The sequence below is a fragment of the Streptomyces sp. NPDC058308 genome (genome assembly GCF_042880275.1).
Classification (GTDB): Bacteria; Actinomycetota; Actinomycetes; order Streptomycetales; family Streptomycetaceae; genus Streptomyces.
Map to the genome: position 1 here is coordinate 32,903 of NZ_JBHVZA010000035.1, position 17,995 is coordinate 50,897.

Consider the following 17,995-nt stretch of genomic DNA (forward strand, 5'->3'; position numbering starts at 1 on the left):
GATTCGCGCCACGACAGGCTCCCTGCCATGCTGTGCGATCTCGGGAGGCGTTTTCCAAAGGGGCATCGACATGACAGCGGAAGCCAAGGCGGCGGACCCGGCGGCGCCACCCCTCACCGAACGCCAGGAAGCGCGCCGCCGCCGCATTCTGCACGCGAGCGCCCAACTGGCCAGCAGGGGCGGCTTCGACGCCGTGCAGATGCGGGAGGTCGCCGAGGCCGCCGGTGTCGCGCTCGGCACCCTCTACCGCTACTTCCCCTCCAAGGTGCACCTGCTGGTCGCCACCATGCAGGACCAGCTGCAGCACATGCACACAACGATCAGGAAGCGCCCACCGGCCGGTGAGACGCCCGCCGAGCGGGTCTCCGAGACGCTGATGCGGGCCTTTAGGGCGCTGCAGCGCGAGCCGCACCTCGCGGACGCGATGGTGCGGGCCCTGACCTTCGCGGACCGCTCGGTGAGCCCCGAGGTCGACACGGTCTCGCGCCTGACGACGGCGATCATCCTGGACGCGATGGGCCTCGACGGGACCCCGACCCCGCAGCAGCTCTCCGCCGTGCGGGTCATCGAGCACACCTGGCACTCGGCGCTGATCACGTGGCTCTCCGGCCGCGCCTCGATCGCCCAGGTGAAGATCGACATCGAGACGGTGTGCAGGCTCATCGACCTCACGGCGGATTCGCGGACGTGATCACGCCCCCATCCGTCTGGGTCACGGGGGGCGCACAGTCGTATGGCAATTGCGCCCCCTGACTCCCCCTTGGCCAGTTCTCTGCGTCACGATGGGGGTACTCGCCGCTATGAATGTTCTGCGTGCTTGAACGAAGCAACCGGAGCTGGAGGGGCAGAGCGTGATCCGGGTCCTTCTCGTGCACGACGCCTGTCTAATGCGAATGGCTCTGGCGGAACAACTCGCCCGTGAGCCGGATCTGGAGGTGTTCCACGCGCCGTGGTCACACGCGCGCGCTCGTCAACGCAACATTCGGCCGGACCTGTGCGTGGTGGACCTCGACGATGAGGCGACCTACGCGCACACGCCGCTCGGCGAGCTGACCGGGCCCTCGGCACTGGGGAGGGGTTGCCGGGTGCTGGTGCTCACCACCGCGAACCGGCCCGGCCAGCTGCGAAGGGCCGCAGAAGCGGACGCACTCGGCTATGTGAACAAGGCGAGCCCGCCGGAAAGGCTGCTCGCCGGGATCAGACAGGTGGCGGCAGGCCAGCGGTTCGTCGACGAATCGCTGGGCTTCGGCTTTCTCAGGGCGGCGCAAATGCCGCTCACCCGAAGGGAGTTGTCGGTTCTGTCACTCGCCGCCGGGGGCGCGTCGGTCGCCGAGATCGCCAGCAGTCTCCATCTGTCCAACGGAACGGTGCGCAACTACATGGCCGCGATCACCCGGAAGACCGGGGCGCGGAACCGGGTCGACGCGATACGGATCTCGCAGGGCGAGGGGTGGGTGTGAGGTGGCGCTTTCCTCCCCCCAGTCGCCCGCGCCGTTGAGGTCCCGATAGAGAGGCGAACGCTCCAACAGCTCGTCGTGCCGCCCGCACAGGGCGTACGCTCCGTCCATCACCAGGATGCGGTCGGCGCGACGGGCCGAGCTGATGCGGTGAGCGATCACCACCAGAGTGCCGCCGGGGCGGGCCGCGAAGGCCTGCTCCGCACGCGCCTCCGCGACCGGGTCGAGATGACAGGTCGCCTCGTCGAGGACCGCCAGCGTGGCGGCCGACAGATGCGCCCGCGTCAGCGCGATCAACTGCCGCTCCCCCGCCGACAGTTCCGTGGGTACGAGGGCGGCGTCGAGGCCGCCGAGCCGCTCGGCGAGCGGAGTCAGCCCGACGGCTTTCGCGGCGGCGAGCAGCTCCCGCTCCGGGACAGTGTCCGCCCGCAGGTAACACAGGTTGTCGCGGAGCGTCCCGGTGAAGACGTACGCCTCCTGCGGTATGAGGACACGCCGCCCCACGGCCCCCGCGCCCCGCACGGGCAACCCCGCGACACGCACCTCTCCGGCGTCCGGTTCGAGGAGCCCTGCGACGATTCCGGCCAACGTCGACTTTCCGATCCCGCTGGGTCCGACGACCGCGAGGTGCTCGCCCCGGGCCACGGTGAGGCTCACGTCGCGCAGGACGGGCTCGGCGTGCGGGCCGTAGGCGAAGGTGAGGGAGGAGAGGTGCAGGGCGGGGGCCTCGGTACCGGTACCGGTACCGCGACCGGCTTCGGCCGTCGTCCCGTCCCCGTCGGCCACGCTCCGTTCCGGCGCGTCCCACGTCAGGCGGCGCAGCACGATCGCCAGGCGGGAGCCGCTCGCGCCCAGGCCGTGGACGAGGTTGTGCAGGGCGGGGAGCAGCGCCTGGGTGACGTAGGCGAGGGCGCCCACCAGGGCGCCCGGTGTCACCCCGCGGTCCAGGAGCCAGGGGGCCGTGGCGAGGAGCAGGACGAGCGGAAGCTGGCCGCCGATCGCCAGGGCCGCCGTGCGCAGGATGCCCCAGCGGGCGAGGGCGCCGGCCGTCGCGTACTCGCGGTCGACCCCGCGGTCCAGCTCCTCGGCCACGCCGTCTTCCGCACCGGCCGCCGCGACGTCGCGCAACCCCGGGCAGACCACGCCCAGTTGGCCCGCGAGGCCTTCGTCCGCGACCAGGAACTCCTCCTGCCGCCGGGCCAGCGGGCGCAGCGTCGCCACGAACAGGCCGACCCCGGCGAGCAGCGGCGGCACGACGACCAGGAGGAGGAGCGGGTCCAGCGAGAAGAGGCCGACCAGTGCGCCCGCCGCGGTGAAGACGAAGGAGCGGGAGACCATCACCAGGCCCGCGAAGGTGTCCCTGGCGATCTCCACCTGCTGGGTGAGCCGGGACACGGCGGCGCCGTCCGCCTCCCGCAGGCCACGGCCGACGACCTGCCGCACCAGCGTGTCCCGCAACGGTTCCACGAGGTCGGCGACCGCGCGGTAGACCCGCCCGGTGCCGTACGCGGCGACCACCACGCCGAGCGCGGCCGCGCCGAGCCATCCGAGGCCGACCGCCTCGCGCCCGTCGAGGAACCCGTCGTCCAGGGCGTGCGCGAGGGCGTAACCGGTGAGGAACGTCTGGCCGGTCTCCAGGACGGACCAGAGCGCGAGCCGCACCACCACCGGCCATCTGCGCCACAGGAACCGGACGCCGCGGCGGTAGGTGCCCGAGGGGGGTTTCTGTCCGCCTGCCGGGGAGCTCACGCGCCGAACACCTCCCGGTACTCGGGCCGTTGCCACAACTGCGCATGGGTTCCCACCGCCCGGATCCGGCCGTCGTGCAGCCAGGCCACCGTGTCCGCGCGGGCCGCCGTCGCCGCGCGGTGGGCGATGATCAGGCGGCTGCGGTGCGGGGTGTGGCGGAGCAGGGCCTCGGCGATGTGGTGTTCGGTCACCGTGTCCAGGCTCGACATCGCGTCGTCGAGGATCAGCAGCCGTCCGCCGCGCGCGAACGCCCTTGCCAGGCCCAGGCGTTGGGCCTCTCCACCGGAGAGGGGAGCGTCGGCGCAGCGGGTGTCGTAGCCGTCGGGGAGCCGGGTGACGAACGTGTCGGCGCGGGCGGCGCGCGCCGCGTCGCGGATGCGGTCGGGCGAGGGGCGCGGGGCGCCGAAGCCGATCGTGTCCTGGAGGGTCTCGCCGAGCAGCGCGGGCCGCTCGAAGGCGTAGCCGACCTCGCGGCGCAGTTCCTCGCGGCTGAGCGTGTGGAGCGGGACGCCGTCGAGGCGTACGTCCCCTTCGTCGGGGTCGGCGAGGCGTCCCGCGAGGGAGGCGAGCACCGACTTGCCCGCGCCGGAGCGGCCCACGACGGCGATCGTGCCGCCCGCGGGCACGGTCAGGTCGACGCCGTCGAGCACGGCCCGTCCGCCGCGGGTCGCCCTGACCCCGCGCAGTTCGAGGAGGCCGCCCTCGGCGGGGAGCCGCTCCTGTCCGTATCCGGTCGCGGGCTCCGCGAGCACCTCGTCCAGGCGCCGTGCGGCGGCCCGCGCCCTGACCAGGCCGCTGAGCTGTCCGACGAGCATGCCGACGCCGGTGGCGAGCACCGCGTACCGGGACGCGGCGAGGAGGTCGCCGACGCTGATGCGGTGGTGGAGCACGAGGTGGCCTGCCACGGCGGCGACCGCGATCTGCAGCAGCGGGGCGACGGCGACGGCCTGGGCCTGCGAGCGGCCCTGGACCCGCCACATCCGGTGGCCGTGGCGGGTGAGGTCGGGCAACGGCCGCAGGACGCGCGCCGCTTCCTTGTCCTCGGTGTGCGCGGCGGCGATGGTCCGCGCCCCGCCGATCGCCTCGCCGAGGCGGCCCGCGATGTCCCCCTGGACCCGCTGGTAGCTCGCCACGCAGTCGGAGGAGACCCGGACGAAGGCGCGCAGCAGCAGGAAGAGGACGGGTGCGCCGAGGACGAACACGACGGCGAGGCGTACGTCGATGAGGGCGAGGGCGACCATGGCGCCGACGGGCGTGACGAGGGCGGCGAGGAGGGCGGCGAAGGTGGCGGGCGCGGTGCCCGCGTGCGCCGCGTTGTCGATGAGGCGGGCCACCAGGTCGCCGGGGGCGAAGCGGGCGGTGGTGCGCGGTCCGACGGCGAGCACGTGGCGTACGACGCGGCCGCGCAGCCAGGCCGTGGCGCGGGCGTTGGTGGTGCCGGTGAGGACGCCGTCGAGGGCGTCCAGGAGGGCGCTCGCGCCGATCAGGGCCGCGCACAGGAGGGTCCAGCGGGCGGCGTCGGGGTCGTCCCGGCCGGTCAGCGGGCCCGCCAGGACGGCGTCCAGGGCGTGGCCGATCGCGAGCGGCAGCAGCAGGGCCGCGCCCGAACCGGCGACGGCGCACAGGGCAAGGACCGTACAACGGGCCGCGCTGTACCGGGTCGCCGCACCCAACAGGCGGGTGCCGGCGGTGGTTTGTGGTGGGCGGGGGGTCGTCGTGGCCATGCGGTGCGGGTCTCCGTCGCCTCGTCGTGTGCCCGGGCTTCGCGGTCCTCCGGTCCGGCGGCGGTGGCACCGAAGGCCCGGGCGGCCCCTCACGGGGTGCGCCCGGGCCTTCAGTGCCGTGCCACTACTGGGTGATGCGGTCAGGCATCAGAGGCAGAGGACCACACTGGCCTGGCTCCAGCACAGGAGCAGGCTGGCCTGGCTACCGCCACCGCCGCCGCCGCCGCCGCCACCGGTCATCTCGTCGGACTCCATGCTCTGAAGGTCGAGAAGCGCCATGAGAATTCCTCTCTCTGGGGGGAGTTGAGTCCCCGTGAATTGGTGTCACGATCCCGCGGAGTCGCGGGACCGGGTCTGTGGCTGCCGCAGTGGCGGCAGGAAGGGGAGGTGCGCTCCCCCGTCGCCGAGCGCTCCGGCGAGGGCGAGGAGGCAGCCGGCCGTCCCGGTGTGGAGGTCCATGGACAGGCGCAGCATCTGGTTGCCGGGGAAGGCGAGTTGGCCCGCGTACGCCATGGTGAACCAGCCGAGTTCCTCGATCTGCGCCGTGACGTCCTCGGGCGTGATGCCAGGGGTGGTGCTGCGGCTGACGTGCAGGAGCAGTCCGGCCCGCCCCTGGAAGAGGCCCGGCTGTACGCAGAAGCGGGAGCGGGCGGCGGCGAGGATGGCGGGCCGCGCCTTCTCGAACTCGGCGTCGGAGCGGTGCGCGAGGTAGTCGTCGAGGACCGTGCCGATGCCGACGCTGCCCTCACCGAGGTAGGGCATGGTGCGCCAGCCCTCGTCCACGGCGAGGCCGCCGTCGCGCGGCTGGGTCACGCACTGGGCGAGGTCCCTGCGCAGGGCGCGGGCCGCCAGGTCCAGGAGTCCGGGGTCGCCGCCCCGCTCGTACAGGCGCAGGAAGAGCAGTGCGGGTCCGGTGGCGCCGCGCAGCAGGCCGGCCCGGCGCCGTCCGCCCTTGGGGGGCTGTTCGGTGTCCTCGGCGGCGAGGCGCTCGGCGAGGATCTCGGCCGCCCGCTCCGCGTGGCGGGCCAGGGCGGTTTCGCCGGTGCTGTGCGCGAGGGCGTCGAGGGTGAGGCCGAGTCCGGCGAGGCCGCCGTACAGGTCGGAGGGGAGCCGTTGCCAGTTCTCCCGGAGCACGAGGTCGACGAGGTCGAGGGCGCGGGTGCGGTGGCCAAGGCGGTCGAGTACGTGGGCGATGCCTGCGAGGCCGTCATGGAGGCCCAGCGGCGTGCCGGTGGGGGCGGGCGCGGTGTGCTTCAGGAGCCAGCGCTCGCCCTCCTCGTACCGTTCGGCGCCGCTCGCGTCGAGGGCGAGCAGGACACCGGCCGCGCCGTGTGCGAGGCCGAGCCCGCCGCCTTCGGCGAACTGGGCTATGTCGCCGGGGAAGAGCCGGTCGTCGCGGTCCGGGGTGGCCGATGCGAGGATGGCCTTGACCATCGAGTCGCGGCTGTACGGCCAGTCGGCGGGGTCGACCAGCGGTGCGGCGGCTCCCGCCGTGCGACGGGTGGCGCCGGTCCGGTCCCCCTCGTCGCGGACCGGCGCCGGTTCCTGCCCGCTGTCCCGGCGCTCCGGGCCGTGCTGGATCTCCGCCACCGCCTCGGCGAGGAACTCCGCCGGTACGTCGGGGAATTCGGCCGCGATCACCTCGGCGAAGTGCGCCGCCTTGCCGCGGTCGATGGAGAGCAGCGAGGTGATGGGCAGGAAGAGGGCGAGCCGCAGGCAGGCGAGGGCGTAGCGGTCGATGCCGGTGCCGGTGCGGTCCGGCGGTGCGAGGAACCCGGGGTGGGCGACGATCTGGCGCCCGGTGTCGTCCACGCCCGCCGCCGCCTCGAAGTCGAGGAGGGAGACGGACTGTTCGTCGGGGGCGACCATGATGTTGAAAAGGTGCAGGTCGTTGAAGACGACTCCGCGTCCGTGCACGGCGGCGACGGCTTCCTCGACGGCGCGGTGCATGCGCAGCGCCCAGGCCGTGTACTCGGATATGTCGGCCGGGTCCGGCTCGCTGGTGCACAGCGGGTGCCGGTGGGCGAAGAACGAGTTGAGGGTGGACCCTTCGAGGAAGTCCATGACGAGGAAGCGGTGGCCGTCGAGGACGAACCAGTCGCGCACCTCGGGGGCCACGCCGAGCCCGGAGAGCTTCTCCAGGGCGTCCTTCTCGCGTTCGAGGCGGGCCACGGCGTCGGCGCCGTCGGCGGCGAGGCCGGCGTGCGGGCGGCCCTCCTTGAGGACGACCTTGCTGCCGTCGCGGGTGTCGGTGCCGGCGTAGACGCCGCCGCCGTTGGAGAAGTGCAGGGCCTTCTCGATGCGGTACGGCAGGTCGGTGACGGTCGTCGTGTTGCGGGCCTGCAGCGCCGGTTCGAGGAAGGCGGGCAGCGTCACCCACTCGGGGACCTTGAAGGCGGGGTCGCGCGGGTCGGGGACGAGGTGTCCCTCGCCGTTCTCGATGGCGGGCACCAGGGTGCCCTTGCCGTTGTCGCACATGCGGCGGGTGAAGGCGCCGTACCGGACGTACAGCGGGCCCTGCCGCCAGCGCAGGTCGGTGAGGATGTACGGGCCCTCGGTCCCGTCGAGCAGGTCGCCCAACTCGGTGAGTATCTCCTGCAGTTGTACCTCGTCGGCCGGGTAGACGGTGACGGCCTTGCCGCTGTGGTCGCGGCCCGCGTACTTGCTGTTGCGCAGGTGCAGCAGGTGTTTGGCCGGCACGAACTTGAAGGGGATGCCGCGGGGAACGCAGTAGTCCCAGACGGTCGACGCGACGTGGTCCGCGTTCTCCAGCGTGGCGGAGACGTGGATCTTCCAGCCCTGCTGGGGTGCGGGGAGTGAGGCTCCGCCGTCATCCACCGGGGCGAAGGAGAGCCAGTCGCCGAGGCGTCCCGAGCGCCAGCCCGCGGGGACGGGGCGGCGGGCCGCGGGGTACTCGGGGGCACCCTCGGGGGCCGTGGACGAGATGCGGTCCGGGGTCTCGTAGAAGTACCTGTCGGCCAGACAGTAGACCTCGTACCGCTTGTCCATGGTGTCCCCTCCCTGCTCGGCGTGGCACCGACACTTCCAGGGCGCCGAGGGGCGGAACAGTCACGAGTGTCATCGATTGACCGTGCGGAACTCATGGGTAAAGACACGTTCGCTCATGTTCGAGAGTCCAGAATATTCGCGGTCCTGACATATGGCGACGCCCGCGTCGTCACCGGGGTGAACTGGACGCGGGCGCATACCGGTTGATGTCGTCGGGCTACTCCTCCGGCGGGAATACGATCTCGCCGCCGTCGGCCAGCGCGATCGTGATCGCCTCCACCGGGCAGCCCTCGGCGGCCTCCAGGACCTTCTCGTTGGCGTCGGTCTCGGCGGCGGTGGGGTGCGACTGGCGGGCGGTGTCGAGCTCGAAGCCGCCGGGCGCGGTCAGCACGCACATCCCCGAGCCGATGCAGACCGACCGGTCGACCTCGACGCGCCAGCGGTCGCCCATCAGGCACCCGTCCCCTCATAGCCGGCCGGAAGGTGGATCATCTTGTGCTCGAAGTACTCGCCGTACCCCTCGGGGCCGAACTCCCGCCCCAGGCCGGAGTTCTTGTAGCCGCCGAAGGGGCCGAGCATGTCGAGGCTGAAGGTGTTCACGGAGTACGTGCCGGTGCGCACCTGGCGTGCGATGCCGATGCCGCGCTCGACGTCGGCCGTCCAGACGCTGCCGCTGAGTCCGTAGTCGGAGTCGTTGGCGATCTTCACCGCCTCGCTCTCGTCGCCGTACGGCAGCAGGCAGATGACGGGCCCGAAGATCTCCTCGCGGGCGATCCGCATCGAATTGTCGACGCCGCCGAAGAGAGTGGGCTCGACGTACCAGCCCCGGTCGATGCCGGCCGGACGGCCCCCGCCCGCGAGGATCTTGGCGCCCTCCTCCTGGCCGATGCGGATGTAGTCGAGGGAGCGCTGCTGCTGCCGCTGGGCGACGAGCGGGCCGAGTTCGGTGGCGGGGTCGAGCGGGTCGCCGACCTTGAGCGCGGCGGCGGCCGCGGCGAAGGCCTCGGCGAACTCGTCGTAGCGGGTGCGCGGCACCAGGATGCGGGTCTGGGCCACGCACGCCTGGCCGTTGATCATCCAGGCGAACGGGGTGATGCCCGCGACCGCGGTCGCCGCGTCGGCGTCCGGCAGGACGACGGCGGCCGACTTGCCGCCGAGCTCCAGGGTCACCCGCGTCAGATTGCGGGCCGCGACCTCCATGACGCGCTTGCCCGCGGCGACGGACCCCGTGAAGGAGACCTTGTCGACGTCCGGATGGCCGACGAGGTACTCGCTCACCTCGCGGTCGGCGCAGAGGATCGAGAGCACCCCTTCCGGCAGCCCGGCCTCGGCGGCGATCTCCGCGAGGATGTACGCGTCGAGCGGCGCTTCCGGCGAGGTCTTGAGGATCACCGGGCAGCCGGCGAGCAGGGCGGGGCCGAGCTTGGCGGCGGCGGTGAACTGCGGGACGTTCCACGGCACGACGGCCGCGACGACGCCCACAGGTTCGCGCCGGACGAGCAGTTTCCCGAGGGCTCCGGCGCGCTCCTCCTCGTAGGTGAAGTCGCGGGCGACGGTGAGGGCCGCGTCCCACGCCATCACCGCGGCGAGGGCCTGCACCATGACACTGGACGTGTAGGGGGTGCCGTTCTCGGAGCTGATGACGCGGGCGATCTCCTCGTGGCGTACCGCGATGCCGTCCTTGATCCTGCCGATGATCTCGATGCGTTCGCCGGGGGTCATCCGTGGCCACGGGCCGTGTTCGAAGGCCCGGCGGGCGGCGGCGACGGCGCGGTCCACGTCGGCGGGCGCCGCGTGCGGCACGCGGGCGAAGACCTCTCCGGTGTGCGGGGAGACGACGTCGATGACGCCCTTGCCGAGCGGGTCCACCAACTCCCCGCCGATGAACAGCTGTCCGTGTTCCACGAGCTCGGTCATGGCTGACTGCCTCCTGCGGGGCGGTTCCTGACACTGTTTCAGAACTGATACCAGTTCTAGTTGGAGGAGTCCACGGACGGAACGGCCAACTCGCGCGAGAGTCGGTTGACTTGGGCAGCCAGTGAAACCAGTTCTAGTTATAGTGGCGGCACCAGCGACAGAGACGAGGCGCCCATGACGCAGGTCAGCGGCACGCAGCCGAGCGGCCCGCCGGTGCTCGAACACGGCGGCGGCGTCTGGAGCATCAAGGTCCCGATCCCCGACAACCCCCTCGGCTTCACCCTCGTCCACCTCCTGGACACCGACGCGGGGCCGGTCCTCGTCGACACCGGCTGGGACGACCCCGGCTCCTGGCAGACCCTCGCCGCCGGGCTGGTCGCGTGCGGCACCGCGGTCGAGGACCTGCACGGCGTCGTCGTCACCCACCACCACCCCGACCACCACGGCCTGTCCGGAGCAGTCCGCGAGGCCTCCGGCGCGTGGATCGCGATGCACGAGGCGGACACGGCCGTGGTGCGCCGCACCCTGTCGAGCCCGCCCGCCCGTCACCCGACCACCACCCCCCAAGGACAGCCCTCCGGGCAGACATCCACTGATCGCTGGTACGGCTACATGGCCGCGAAGCTCACCGCCGCGGGCGCCCCCGCCGACCACGTCGCCCCCCTCGTACGGGCCCGCGACGCAGGCCGGGCCCGCGCCCTGCCCGGCCTGCGCCCCGCCCTGCCCGACCGCGACATCACCCCGGGCGAGCTCCTCGCACTGCCCGGCCGGCGCCTGCGGGCGATCTGGACCCCCGGCCACACACCGGGCCACGTCTGCCTGCACCTGGAGGAGGACCACCCCACCGGCCGCCCCGGCAACGGCCGCCTCTTCTCCGGTGACCACCTGCTGCCCGGCATCACCCCGCACATCGGGCTCTACGAGGACCCCGACAGCGACGCCGCCGCCACGGACCCCCTCGGCGACTACCTCGACTCCCTGGAGCGCGTCGGCCGCCTTGCCCCGGCCGAGGTCCTCCCCGCCCACCAGCACGCGTTCACCGACGCCCCCGCCCGCGTCCGCGAACTCCTCGCCCACCACGAGGAGCGCCTGACGGGCCTGCGCACGCTGCTCGCCGAGCCCCTCACCCCCTGGCAGGTCGCACAGCGCATGGAGTGGAACCGTCCCTGGGCCGAGATCCCCTACGGCTCGCGCACCATCGCGGTCTCGGAAGCGGAAGCTCATCTGCGGCGCCTGGTGAAGCTGGGCCGCGCCGAGGCGGTGGCCGGGAGCGATCCGCTCACGTTCGTGGCGGTGTGACCCGAGGCGCCCGCGGACCGGCCGGTAGAGTGAGTGCGTCGTCCTCACGCCCGCGCAGGGGGAAGTCCGGTGCGAATCCGGCGCTGACCCGCAGCCGTGTTCCGCGTCCGCGCGGAGAGCCGGAATGCCCCGCGCGGAACGTGACCGGCTCGTTTCACCGGGACCCCCGGTGAGCGGCACCGTCGAGGTATACGGAGCCGGAGCCGCCCGGACACCGTGCTGCCCGCACGGCCCGCGGCGCCCGGCTCCCCCGCAGGGAGAGGCAATCCGCCCCATCATGAACGTTCGTCGCAGCGCAGCGGTCCTGGCCGCCGTCGCCGTGGTCGGCTCGGCCGCAGCACCGGCAGCCGTCGCGGACGACTCCTCGCCGTCGCCCTCGACCGCGCTCCCCTCGGGTCTCTACGGCAAGAAGGACCCCAAGTTCGACGGCGTCTTCCGCCAGTCGTACGCCCTGCTCGCCCAGCACACCGAGGGCGTCGAGCCCGCCGCCAAGGCCGTCGACTGGCTGACCGGGCAGCAGTGCGCGAGCGGCGGCTTCGCGCCGTTCCGCGCGGACGCGACCACGCCGTGCAACTCCAAGACCACCGTCGACAGCAACTCCACCGCCGCCGCCGTGCAGGCCCTCGCCGCGCTCGGCGGCCAGGACAAGACGGTGGGCAAGAGCGTCCAGTGGCTGAAGTCGGTCCAGAACAAGGACGGCGGCTGGGGCTACAACCCCGGCCTGCCCTCCGACGCGAACTCCACCGGCATCGTCGTCGGCGCGCTCGTCGCGGCCGGTGAGAACCCCGCGTCCGCCAAGTCCAAGGACGGCAAGTCCCCCTACGACGCGCTGCCGGAGCTCGCCATGGACTGCGGCAAGGACGGCGGCGCCTTCGGCCTCGCCGACGCCAAGTCCGGCAAGCTCTCGCCGAACGCCGACGCCACCGCCGCCGGTGTGCTCGGCGGCCTCGGCCGCGGCCTCGTCGTGGCGCCCGCCAAGAAGGCCGCGTCCGGCGCCCCCAAGTGCGCGAAGCCGGACACCACCGCCCAGGCCGCGAGCAACGGCACCGGCTACCTCCTCGACACCCTCGGCAAGACCGAGGACCACCTGATGTCCTCGATGCCGGGCGCCACCGACCAGCCGGACGTGGGCAACACCGCGGACGCCGTGGTCGCCCTCGCCGCCGCCGGGCAGAAGGAGCAGGCCGAGAAGTCCGCCCAGTGGCTCGCGAAGAACTCCGCGGACTGGGCGAAGCAGTCGGGCCCCGCCGCCTACGCCCAGCTGGTCTTCGCCGCCCACGCGGCGGGCCTTGACCCCCGCGACTTCGGCGGCGCCGACCTCGTCGAGCAGCTGAACGCCCAGGGCCCGGCCCCGCAGTCCGCGGCGGACTCCGCGTCCGCGTCGAAGAGCGACGAGAAGAAGGACGACGACGGCGGCGTCAGCGTCTGGTGGATCATCGGCGTCGGCATGGTCGCCGGCATCGGCATCGGCTTCCTGTACAGCGGCAACCGCAAGAAGAAGCAGCTGTGACGGCAGGCCGTGGGCGGCTGCTGCTCGGGGCGCTCCTCGCCGCCCTGGCCGGCATCCTCCTGGCCGTGCCCGCCCAGGCCGCCGGCTACCGCTACTGGTCGTTCTGGGACCGGGACGGCGGGCAGTGGACGTACGCCAGCCAGGGTCCCGGCACCGCCCGCCCCGAGGACGGCGCCGTGCAGGGCTTCCGGTTCGCGGTCTCCGAGGACTCCAAGGACGCCGCGAAGCCGCGCGGCGCCGCGGACTTCGAGGACATCTGCGCGGACACCCCGGCCAAGGACGGCCGCAAGCGCGTCGCGCTGGTCGTCGACTTCGGCACGGCGGGCGACGCCCCCGGCGGGGAGACGCCGCCGAAACCGCGTACCGCCTGCGCCCAGGTCGCCGACGACGCCACCAGCGCCGAGGCCCTCGCCTCGGTCGCCAAGCCGCTGCGCTACGACAGCAAGGCCCTGCTCTGCGCCATCGACGGCTACCCGAAGTCGGGCTGCGGCGAACAGGTCGCCGGTGACGGCGGCACGCGGCAGGATTCGGCCTCGACGGCGGACCCCGGCCACGACGAGGACGACGGCGGCCCCTCCCTCGGCCTGATCGCCGGGCTCGCCGCCGTCGCGCTGCTCGGCGGTGCGGCGGTCTGGCAGGCCCGCCGCCGCCGCGGCTGACCCGGCCGGACACGGACAGCACGATGACGGACCACGGCAGCGGCGCGCCCGGGCGCCTGCGGCGCCGCCTCGCCCCCGAGGCGCACCGGAGCAACGCCCTGCACCCGGGTGCCTGGTGGGTGTGGGCCATCGGCCTGGGCACCGCCGCGTCCCGCACCACCAACCCGCTGCTCATCGGGCTGCTGATCGGCGTCGCGGGCTATGTCGTGGCGGCGCGGCGGACGTCGGCGCCGTGGGCGAAGTCGTACGGCGCGTTCGTGAAGCTGGGGCTCATGGTCATCGCGATCCGGCTGGTCTTCGCGACCGTGCTCGGTTCGCCGATCCCCGGCACGCACACCGTCGTCACGCTGCCCGAGGTGCCGCTGCCCGACTGGGCCAAGGGCGTACGCATCGGCGGCCGGGTCACCGCCGAGGGCCTGGTCTTCGCGCTCTACGACGGGATCCGCCTGGCCGGCCTGCTGATCTGCGTCGGCGCCGCGAACGCGCTGGCCAGCCCGGCCCGGCTGCTCAAGTCGCTGCCGGGCGCGCTGTACGAGGTCGGGGTCGCCGTCGTCGTGGCCATGACCTTCGCGCCGAACCTCATCACCGACGTGCAGCGGCTGCGGGCCGCACGTCGGCTCCGCGGGCGCCACGACAAGGGCGTACGCGGACTGCTGCAGGTCGGACTCCCGGTCCTGGAGGGCGCCCTTGAGCGGTCGGTCGCGCTGGCCGCCGCGATGGACGCGCGCGGCTTCGGCCGCACCGCCCCCGTCCCCGCCGGGGTGCGCAGGGCGACGGCCGTGCTGACGCTCGGCGGTCTGATGGGCGTCTGCGTGGGGACGTACGGGCTTCTCACCGCGCAGGGCGCCGCCTACGGACTGCCCGTCCTGGCCGTCGGCCTTGCCGCCGCGCTCGCGGGCCTGAGGCTCGGCGGCCGCCGCTCGGTGCGCACCCGCTACCGGCCCGACCCGTGGGGCGTGCGCGCCTGGCTGGTCGCCGGGTCCGGCGTGGCGGTGGCGGGCCTGACGATCCGGGCCGCCTCGGCCGACCCGGCCGCGCTGCACCCCGGAGTCGTCCCCCTGACCGCCCCCGCGCTGCCGCTGTGGCCCGCGGCGGCGGTCCTGCTCGGCCTGCTCCCGGCGTTCGTGGCACCGACACCACGCGAGGCGGTGGCGCCAGGCGGGCCGGAACGCGCGCCTGCCCCTGAGGCCACACCCGCAGACCCGCACGAGCCCGCCCTCGCGCGGACACGCTCCCCCGCGGCCTGGCGGTCGGCGCCCTCCACCCGCCCCGAGGACACCCCGCCCGACGCGCCCGTCACCCCCGCCCCGCCCGAGGAGACCTCATGATCCGTTTCGAGGACGTCTCGGTGACCTACGACGGGGCGGCCGCGCCCACCGTGCGCGGGGTCGATCTCACCGTGCCGGAGGGGGAGCTGGTGTTGCTGGTCGGTCCTTCCGGGGTCGGCAAGTCGACTCTGCTCGGCACGGTGAGCGGGCTCGTGCCGCACTTCACCGGGGGCACCCTGCGCGGCCGCGTGACGGTGGCGGGCCGCGACACCCGTACGCACAAGCCCCGCGAACTCGCCGACGTCGTCGGCACGGTGGGCCAGGACCCCCTCTCGCACTTCGTGACGGACACCGTCGAGGACGAGCTGGCGTACGGCATGGAGTCGCTGGGCCTCGCCCCCGACGTGATGCGGCGGCGCGTCGAGGAGACCCTCGACCTGCTCGGCCTCGCGGACCTGCGCGAACGCCCCATCGCGACCCTCTCGGGCGGCCAGCGCCAGCGCGTCGCCATCGGTTCCGTGCTCACCCCGCACCCCCGGGTCCTCGTCCTGGACGAACCGACCTCCGCGCTCGACCCGGCGGCCGCCGAAGAGGTCCTCGCCGTGCTGCAGCGGCTCGTCCACGACCTGGGCACCACGGTCCTGATGGCCGAGCACCGCCTGGAGCGGGTCGTGCAGTACGCGGACCAGGTGCTGCTGCTCGGCGCGCCGGGCGAGCCGCCGGTGCTCGGCGACCCGGCCGCGCTGATGGCCCGCTCCCCCGTGTTCCCCCCGGTGGTCGCGCTCGGCCGCCTCGCGGGCTGGTCGCCGCTGCCGCTGACCGTGCGCGACGCGCGGCGCAGGGCGGGCGCGCTGCGCGAGCGGCTCGCCGACGCGGTCCCGCCCCGGGAGGCCGGGCCCTGCGCGCCTGCCCCGGAGCGGACGCCCGGCCGCCGGTACCGGCCGCGCAAGGACCGTACGCCGAAGGAGACGCCCGCCGCGGCCGTCGAGCGCCTGGCCGTGCGCCGCGGTCGCGTCGAGGCGCTGCGCCGCGTCGACCTGACCGTCGTGCCCGGCGAGACCGTCGCCCTGATGGGCCGCAACGGCGCCGGGAAGTCCACCCTCCTGTCCACCCTGGTCGGCCTGCTCGAACCCACCTCGGGCACGGCCCGCGTCGGCGGCGCGGTCCCGCACCGCACGCCCCCGCGGCAGCTGATCCGGCACGTGGGCCTGGTCCCCCAGGAGCCGCGCGACCTGCTCTACGCGGACACCGTGGCCGCCGAGTGCGTGGCCGCGGACCGTGACGCGGACGCGCCGCCCGGAGCGTGCCGCGCCCTGGTCGGCGAGCTTCTGCCCGGCATCGCGGACGACACGCATCCGCGGGACCTCTCCGAGGGCCAGCGCCTCGCGCTCGCCCTGTCGATCGTCCTGACCGCCCGGCCGCCCCTGCTGCTCCTGGACGAGCCGACCCGCGGCCTCGACTACGCGGCCAAGTCCCGCCTGGTCACGATCCTGCGGGGGCTCGCCGCCGAGGGGCACGCCCTCGTGCTTGCCACGCACGACGTGGAGCTGGCCGCGGAGATCGCCCACCGGGTGGTGATCCTCGCGGACGGCGAGGTCGTCGCGGACGGCCCGACCGAGGAGATCGTGGTGTCGTCGCCGTCCTTCGCGCCGCAGGTCACGAAGGTTCTGGCGCCGCAGGAGTGGCTGACGGTGGCGCAGGTGCGGCGGGCCCTGGACGCGGGCGGGGCGCGGTCGTGACGGCCACGAAGGCGCAGGCGCAGGCCCGCCCGGTCCGCCTGGGCCCCCGCTCGATCGCCGCGCTGGCGCTGGTCACAGCGGTCGGGGTGGTCGCCTTCGGGTGGCCGCTGCTCGCGGGCGGCGACTCCGGGCTCGCCGAGCACGCGCAGGACGCGCCCTGGCTGTTCGCGGCGCTGCTTCCGCTGCTGCTCGCCGTGGTGGTGGCGACCATCGCGGACGTCGGGCTCGACGCGAAGGCGATCGCCATGCTGGGGGTGCTCGCCGCGGCGGGTGCCGCGCTGCGGCCGCTGGGCGCGGGGACGGCGGGCATCGAGCCGATGTTCTTCCTGATGGTGCTGAGCGGGCGGGTGCTCGGGCCGGGTTTCGGGTTCGTGCTCGGGGCGGTGTCGATGTTCGCGTCGGCGCTGCTCACGGGCGGGGTCGGGCCGTGGATGCCATTCCAGATGCTGTCGATGGGCTGGGTCTGCACGGGCGCCGGGCTGCTGCCGGGGGCCGACACCCTCCGGGGCCGCCGCGAGCTGTGGCTGCTCGCCGCCTACGGGGCGGTGTCCTCCGTCCTGTACGGCACGGTGATGAATCTGCAGGGCTGGCCCTACCTCGGCGGTCTGGCGACCGGCGTCTCCTTCGTGCCGGGCGACCCCCTCGTGGACAACCTCGGCCGCTTCGTCGCGTACTGCCTGGCCACCTCGCTCGGCTGGGACCTGCCGCGGGCCGTCGTCACGGTCCTGCTCAGCCTGACGCTCGGGCCCGCCGTCCTGAAGGCGCTGCGCCGGGCCACCCGCCGGGCCGCGTTCGAGGCGCCCGTCACTTTCGAGGCCCCGAAGCCGTAGGCGACCCTCCACTCACCGTCACATCGGGGCCCTGTAGGGGTGAGGCGGCCCACAGGTCTTTGGTCCTCTACTAAGCGAGGGCGTAGCTCCGCATCCTGGCGTGCCCACATCAAAACAGGGTCCGACCTGCACGTTGAGAGCCACGTCACACGATGGACGTTCGGCACGGATGCGACTTCCACTAGTAAATACGGACATTGCGTCCACCCGGGGTCGGCTGTTTCTGTGGATGAGTCGCAAGGCGCCGACGACCCCCCGGGGACGCGGCGCCGCCGCATGTCCCCCACGTTCCACGACGTGCACCGCGACACCCCGTCCCCCACCGGAAGGTCCTCTGTGTCCGCCTCGCTCATCCGCCGCATCGCTTCCCCGAAGAAGGCCATCACCGGCGGCCTCGTCGCCGCCGCCGCTTCCGGCATGGTCTTCGCCGCGGCCCCCGCTCAGGCAGCCACCCCGACCACCACGAAGGCCGCCGCCCCGGCCGCCGCGCACGCCGCCGCCCCCGCCTCCGCCAAGGCGATCGCCAAGAAGAAGATCGCGGACCCGGCGCAGTTCGCCGCGTTCGACAAGATCGTCTCGCACGAGAGCGGCTGGAACCCGAGCGCGACCAACTCCTCGTCCGGCGCCTACGGCCTGGTCCAGGCCCTGCCCGGCTCGAAGATGTCCTCCGCGGGCGCCGACTGGAAGACCAACCCCGAGACCCAGATCGAGTGGGGTCTGAAGTACATGAACGAGCGCTACGGCAGCCCGGTCGGCGCCTGGAACCACTGGCAGGCCAACGGCTGGTACTGAGCCGCCACGAACCCGCCACCGCGGCACTGAAAGAGGCGGCAA

The 17,995-nt window shown here is 73.7% G+C and carries 14 protein-coding genes, 1 pseudogene and 1 riboswitch; of the genes and pseudogenes, 9 read left to right on the forward strand and 6 right to left on the reverse strand.

The window, feature by feature from the left end:
• Positions 1–70: 70 nt before the first annotated feature.
• Both ACFVYL_RS33025 and ACFVYL_RS33030 read left to right on the forward strand, forming a co-directional pair.
• Positions 71–691 (forward strand): TetR family transcriptional regulator, encoded by a 621-nt coding sequence (locus tag ACFVYL_RS33025; protein ID WP_389722530.1) that lies wholly within the window; start codon positions 71–73, stop codon positions 689–691.
• A gap of 202 nt (positions 692–893) precedes the next feature.
• Positions 894–1,376, forward strand: a pseudogene (locus ACFVYL_RS33030) (LuxR C-terminal-related transcriptional regulator); the annotation flags it as partial.
• Here ACFVYL_RS33030 and ACFVYL_RS33035 read toward each other — a convergent pair.
• The 6 genes from ACFVYL_RS33035 to ACFVYL_RS33060 form a co-directional block, all read right to left on the reverse strand.
• Positions 1,302–3,206, reverse strand: a complete 1,905-nt coding sequence (locus ACFVYL_RS33035) for an ATP-binding cassette domain-containing protein (protein ID WP_389722532.1) — start codon at positions 3,204–3,206, stop codon at positions 1,302–1,304. The pseudogene ACFVYL_RS33030 and the gene ACFVYL_RS33035 overlap by 75 nt on opposite strands.
• Entirely contained in the window at positions 3,203–4,930 is a 1,728-nt protein-coding gene (locus ACFVYL_RS33040; protein WP_389722534.1) for an ABC transporter ATP-binding protein, read from the reverse strand. The genes ACFVYL_RS33035 and ACFVYL_RS33040 overlap by 4 nt, the downstream gene beginning before the upstream one ends.
• Before the next feature lie 147 nt (positions 4,931–5,077).
• Positions 5,078–5,209: a SapB/AmfS family lanthipeptide gene (locus ACFVYL_RS33045; RefSeq protein ID WP_389722536.1), complete on the reverse strand. Its 132-nt coding sequence runs from the start codon at positions 5,207–5,209 to the stop codon at positions 5,078–5,080.
• A gap of 45 nt (positions 5,210–5,254) precedes the next feature.
• Positions 5,255–7,939 carry a class III lanthionine synthetase LanKC gene (gene lanKC, locus ACFVYL_RS33050; protein WP_389722538.1) on the reverse strand — a complete coding sequence of 895 codons (2,685 nt, stop codon included), beginning with the start codon at positions 7,937–7,939 and terminating at the stop codon, positions 5,255–5,257.
• Positions 7,940–8,156: 217 nt separating this feature from the next.
• Positions 8,157–8,390, reverse strand: a complete 234-nt coding sequence (locus ACFVYL_RS33055) for a ferredoxin (RefSeq protein ID WP_389722540.1) — start codon at positions 8,388–8,390, stop codon at positions 8,157–8,159.
• Positions 8,390–9,856 carry an aldehyde dehydrogenase gene (locus tag ACFVYL_RS33060; protein ID WP_389722542.1) on the reverse strand — a complete coding sequence of 489 codons (1,467 nt, stop codon included), beginning with the start codon at positions 9,854–9,856 and terminating at the stop codon, positions 8,390–8,392. The genes ACFVYL_RS33055 and ACFVYL_RS33060 overlap by 1 nt, the downstream gene beginning before the upstream one ends.
• Before the next feature lie 174 nt (positions 9,857–10,030).
• Between ACFVYL_RS33060 and ACFVYL_RS33065 the strand changes: the two genes are divergently transcribed.
• The 7 genes from ACFVYL_RS33065 (at position 10,031) to ACFVYL_RS33095 (ending at position 17,953) form a co-directional block, all read left to right on the forward strand.
• A complete protein-coding gene (locus ACFVYL_RS33065; protein ID WP_389722544.1) occupies positions 10,031–11,155 on the forward strand; it encodes an MBL fold metallo-hydrolase in 1,125 nt (374 codons plus the stop codon).
• Positions 11,156–11,211: 56 nt separating this feature from the next.
• A riboswitch (cobalamin riboswitch) is annotated at positions 11,212–11,285 on the forward strand.
• Positions 11,286–11,432: 147 nt separating this feature from the next.
• Positions 11,433–12,665 carry a prenyltransferase/squalene oxidase repeat-containing protein gene (locus ACFVYL_RS33070; protein ID WP_389722546.1) on the forward strand — a complete coding sequence of 411 codons (1,233 nt, stop codon included), beginning with the start codon at positions 11,433–11,435 and terminating at the stop codon, positions 12,663–12,665.
• On the forward strand, positions 12,662–13,324 hold the full coding sequence (locus ACFVYL_RS33075; protein WP_389722548.1) for an SCO2322 family protein: 663 nt from the start codon (positions 12,662–12,664) through the stop codon (positions 13,322–13,324). The genes ACFVYL_RS33070 and ACFVYL_RS33075 overlap by 4 nt, the downstream gene beginning before the upstream one ends.
• 23 nt (positions 13,325–13,347) lie before the next feature.
• Entirely contained in the window at positions 13,348–14,652 is a 1,305-nt protein-coding gene (locus tag ACFVYL_RS33080; protein ID WP_389722550.1) for a CbiQ family ECF transporter T component, read from the forward strand.
• A complete protein-coding gene (locus tag ACFVYL_RS33085; RefSeq protein ID WP_389722552.1) occupies positions 14,649–16,331 on the forward strand; it encodes an ABC transporter ATP-binding protein in 1,683 nt (560 codons plus the stop codon). Before ACFVYL_RS33080 ends, ACFVYL_RS33085 begins: the two co-directional genes overlap by 4 nt.
• Positions 16,328–17,161, forward strand: coding sequence for an ECF transporter S component (locus ACFVYL_RS33090; protein WP_389722554.1), 834 nt, complete (start codon positions 16,328–16,330; stop codon positions 17,159–17,161). Before ACFVYL_RS33085 ends, ACFVYL_RS33090 begins: the two co-directional genes overlap by 4 nt.
• A gap of 276 nt (positions 17,162–17,437) precedes the next feature.
• Positions 17,438–17,953 (forward strand): transglycosylase SLT domain-containing protein, encoded by a 516-nt coding sequence (locus ACFVYL_RS33095; protein WP_389722596.1) that lies wholly within the window; start codon positions 17,438–17,440, stop codon positions 17,951–17,953.
• Positions 17,954–17,995: the final 42 nt, after the last annotated feature.

Bases quoted from the DNA above. Each gene is read 5' to 3' on its own strand.
- ACFVYL_RS33095 (WP_389722596.1), top strand. From the start codon at position 17,438: ATGTCCCCCACGTTCCACGACGTGCACCGCGACACCCCGTCCCCCACC.
- ACFVYL_RS33080 (WP_389722550.1), top strand. From the start codon at position 13,348: ATGACGGACCACGGCAGCGGCGCGCCCGGGCGCCTGCGGCGCCGCCTC.
- ACFVYL_RS33045 (WP_389722536.1), bottom strand. From the start codon at position 5,209: ATGGCGCTTCTCGACCTTCAGAGCATGGAGTCCGACGAGATGACCGGT.
- ACFVYL_RS33085 (WP_389722552.1), top strand. From the start codon at position 14,649: ATGATCCGTTTCGAGGACGTCTCGGTGACCTACGACGGGGCGGCCGCG.
- lanKC (WP_389722538.1), bottom strand. From the start codon at position 7,939: ATGGACAAGCGGTACGAGGTCTACTGTCTGGCCGACAGGTACTTCTAC.
- ACFVYL_RS33040 (WP_389722534.1), bottom strand. From the start codon at position 4,930: ATGGCCACGACGACCCCCCGCCCACCACAAACCACCGCCGGCACCCGC.
- ACFVYL_RS33060 (WP_389722542.1), bottom strand. From the start codon at position 9,856: ATGACCGAGCTCGTGGAACACGGACAGCTGTTCATCGGCGGGGAGTTG.
- ACFVYL_RS33070 (WP_389722546.1), top strand. From the start codon at position 11,433: ATGAACGTTCGTCGCAGCGCAGCGGTCCTGGCCGCCGTCGCCGTGGTC.
- ACFVYL_RS33025 (WP_389722530.1), top strand. From the start codon at position 71: ATGACAGCGGAAGCCAAGGCGGCGGACCCGGCGGCGCCACCCCTCACC.
- ACFVYL_RS33065 (WP_389722544.1), top strand. From the start codon at position 10,031: ATGACGCAGGTCAGCGGCACGCAGCCGAGCGGCCCGCCGGTGCTCGAA.
- ACFVYL_RS33055 (WP_389722540.1), bottom strand. From the start codon at position 8,390: ATGGGCGACCGCTGGCGCGTCGAGGTCGACCGGTCGGTCTGCATCGGC.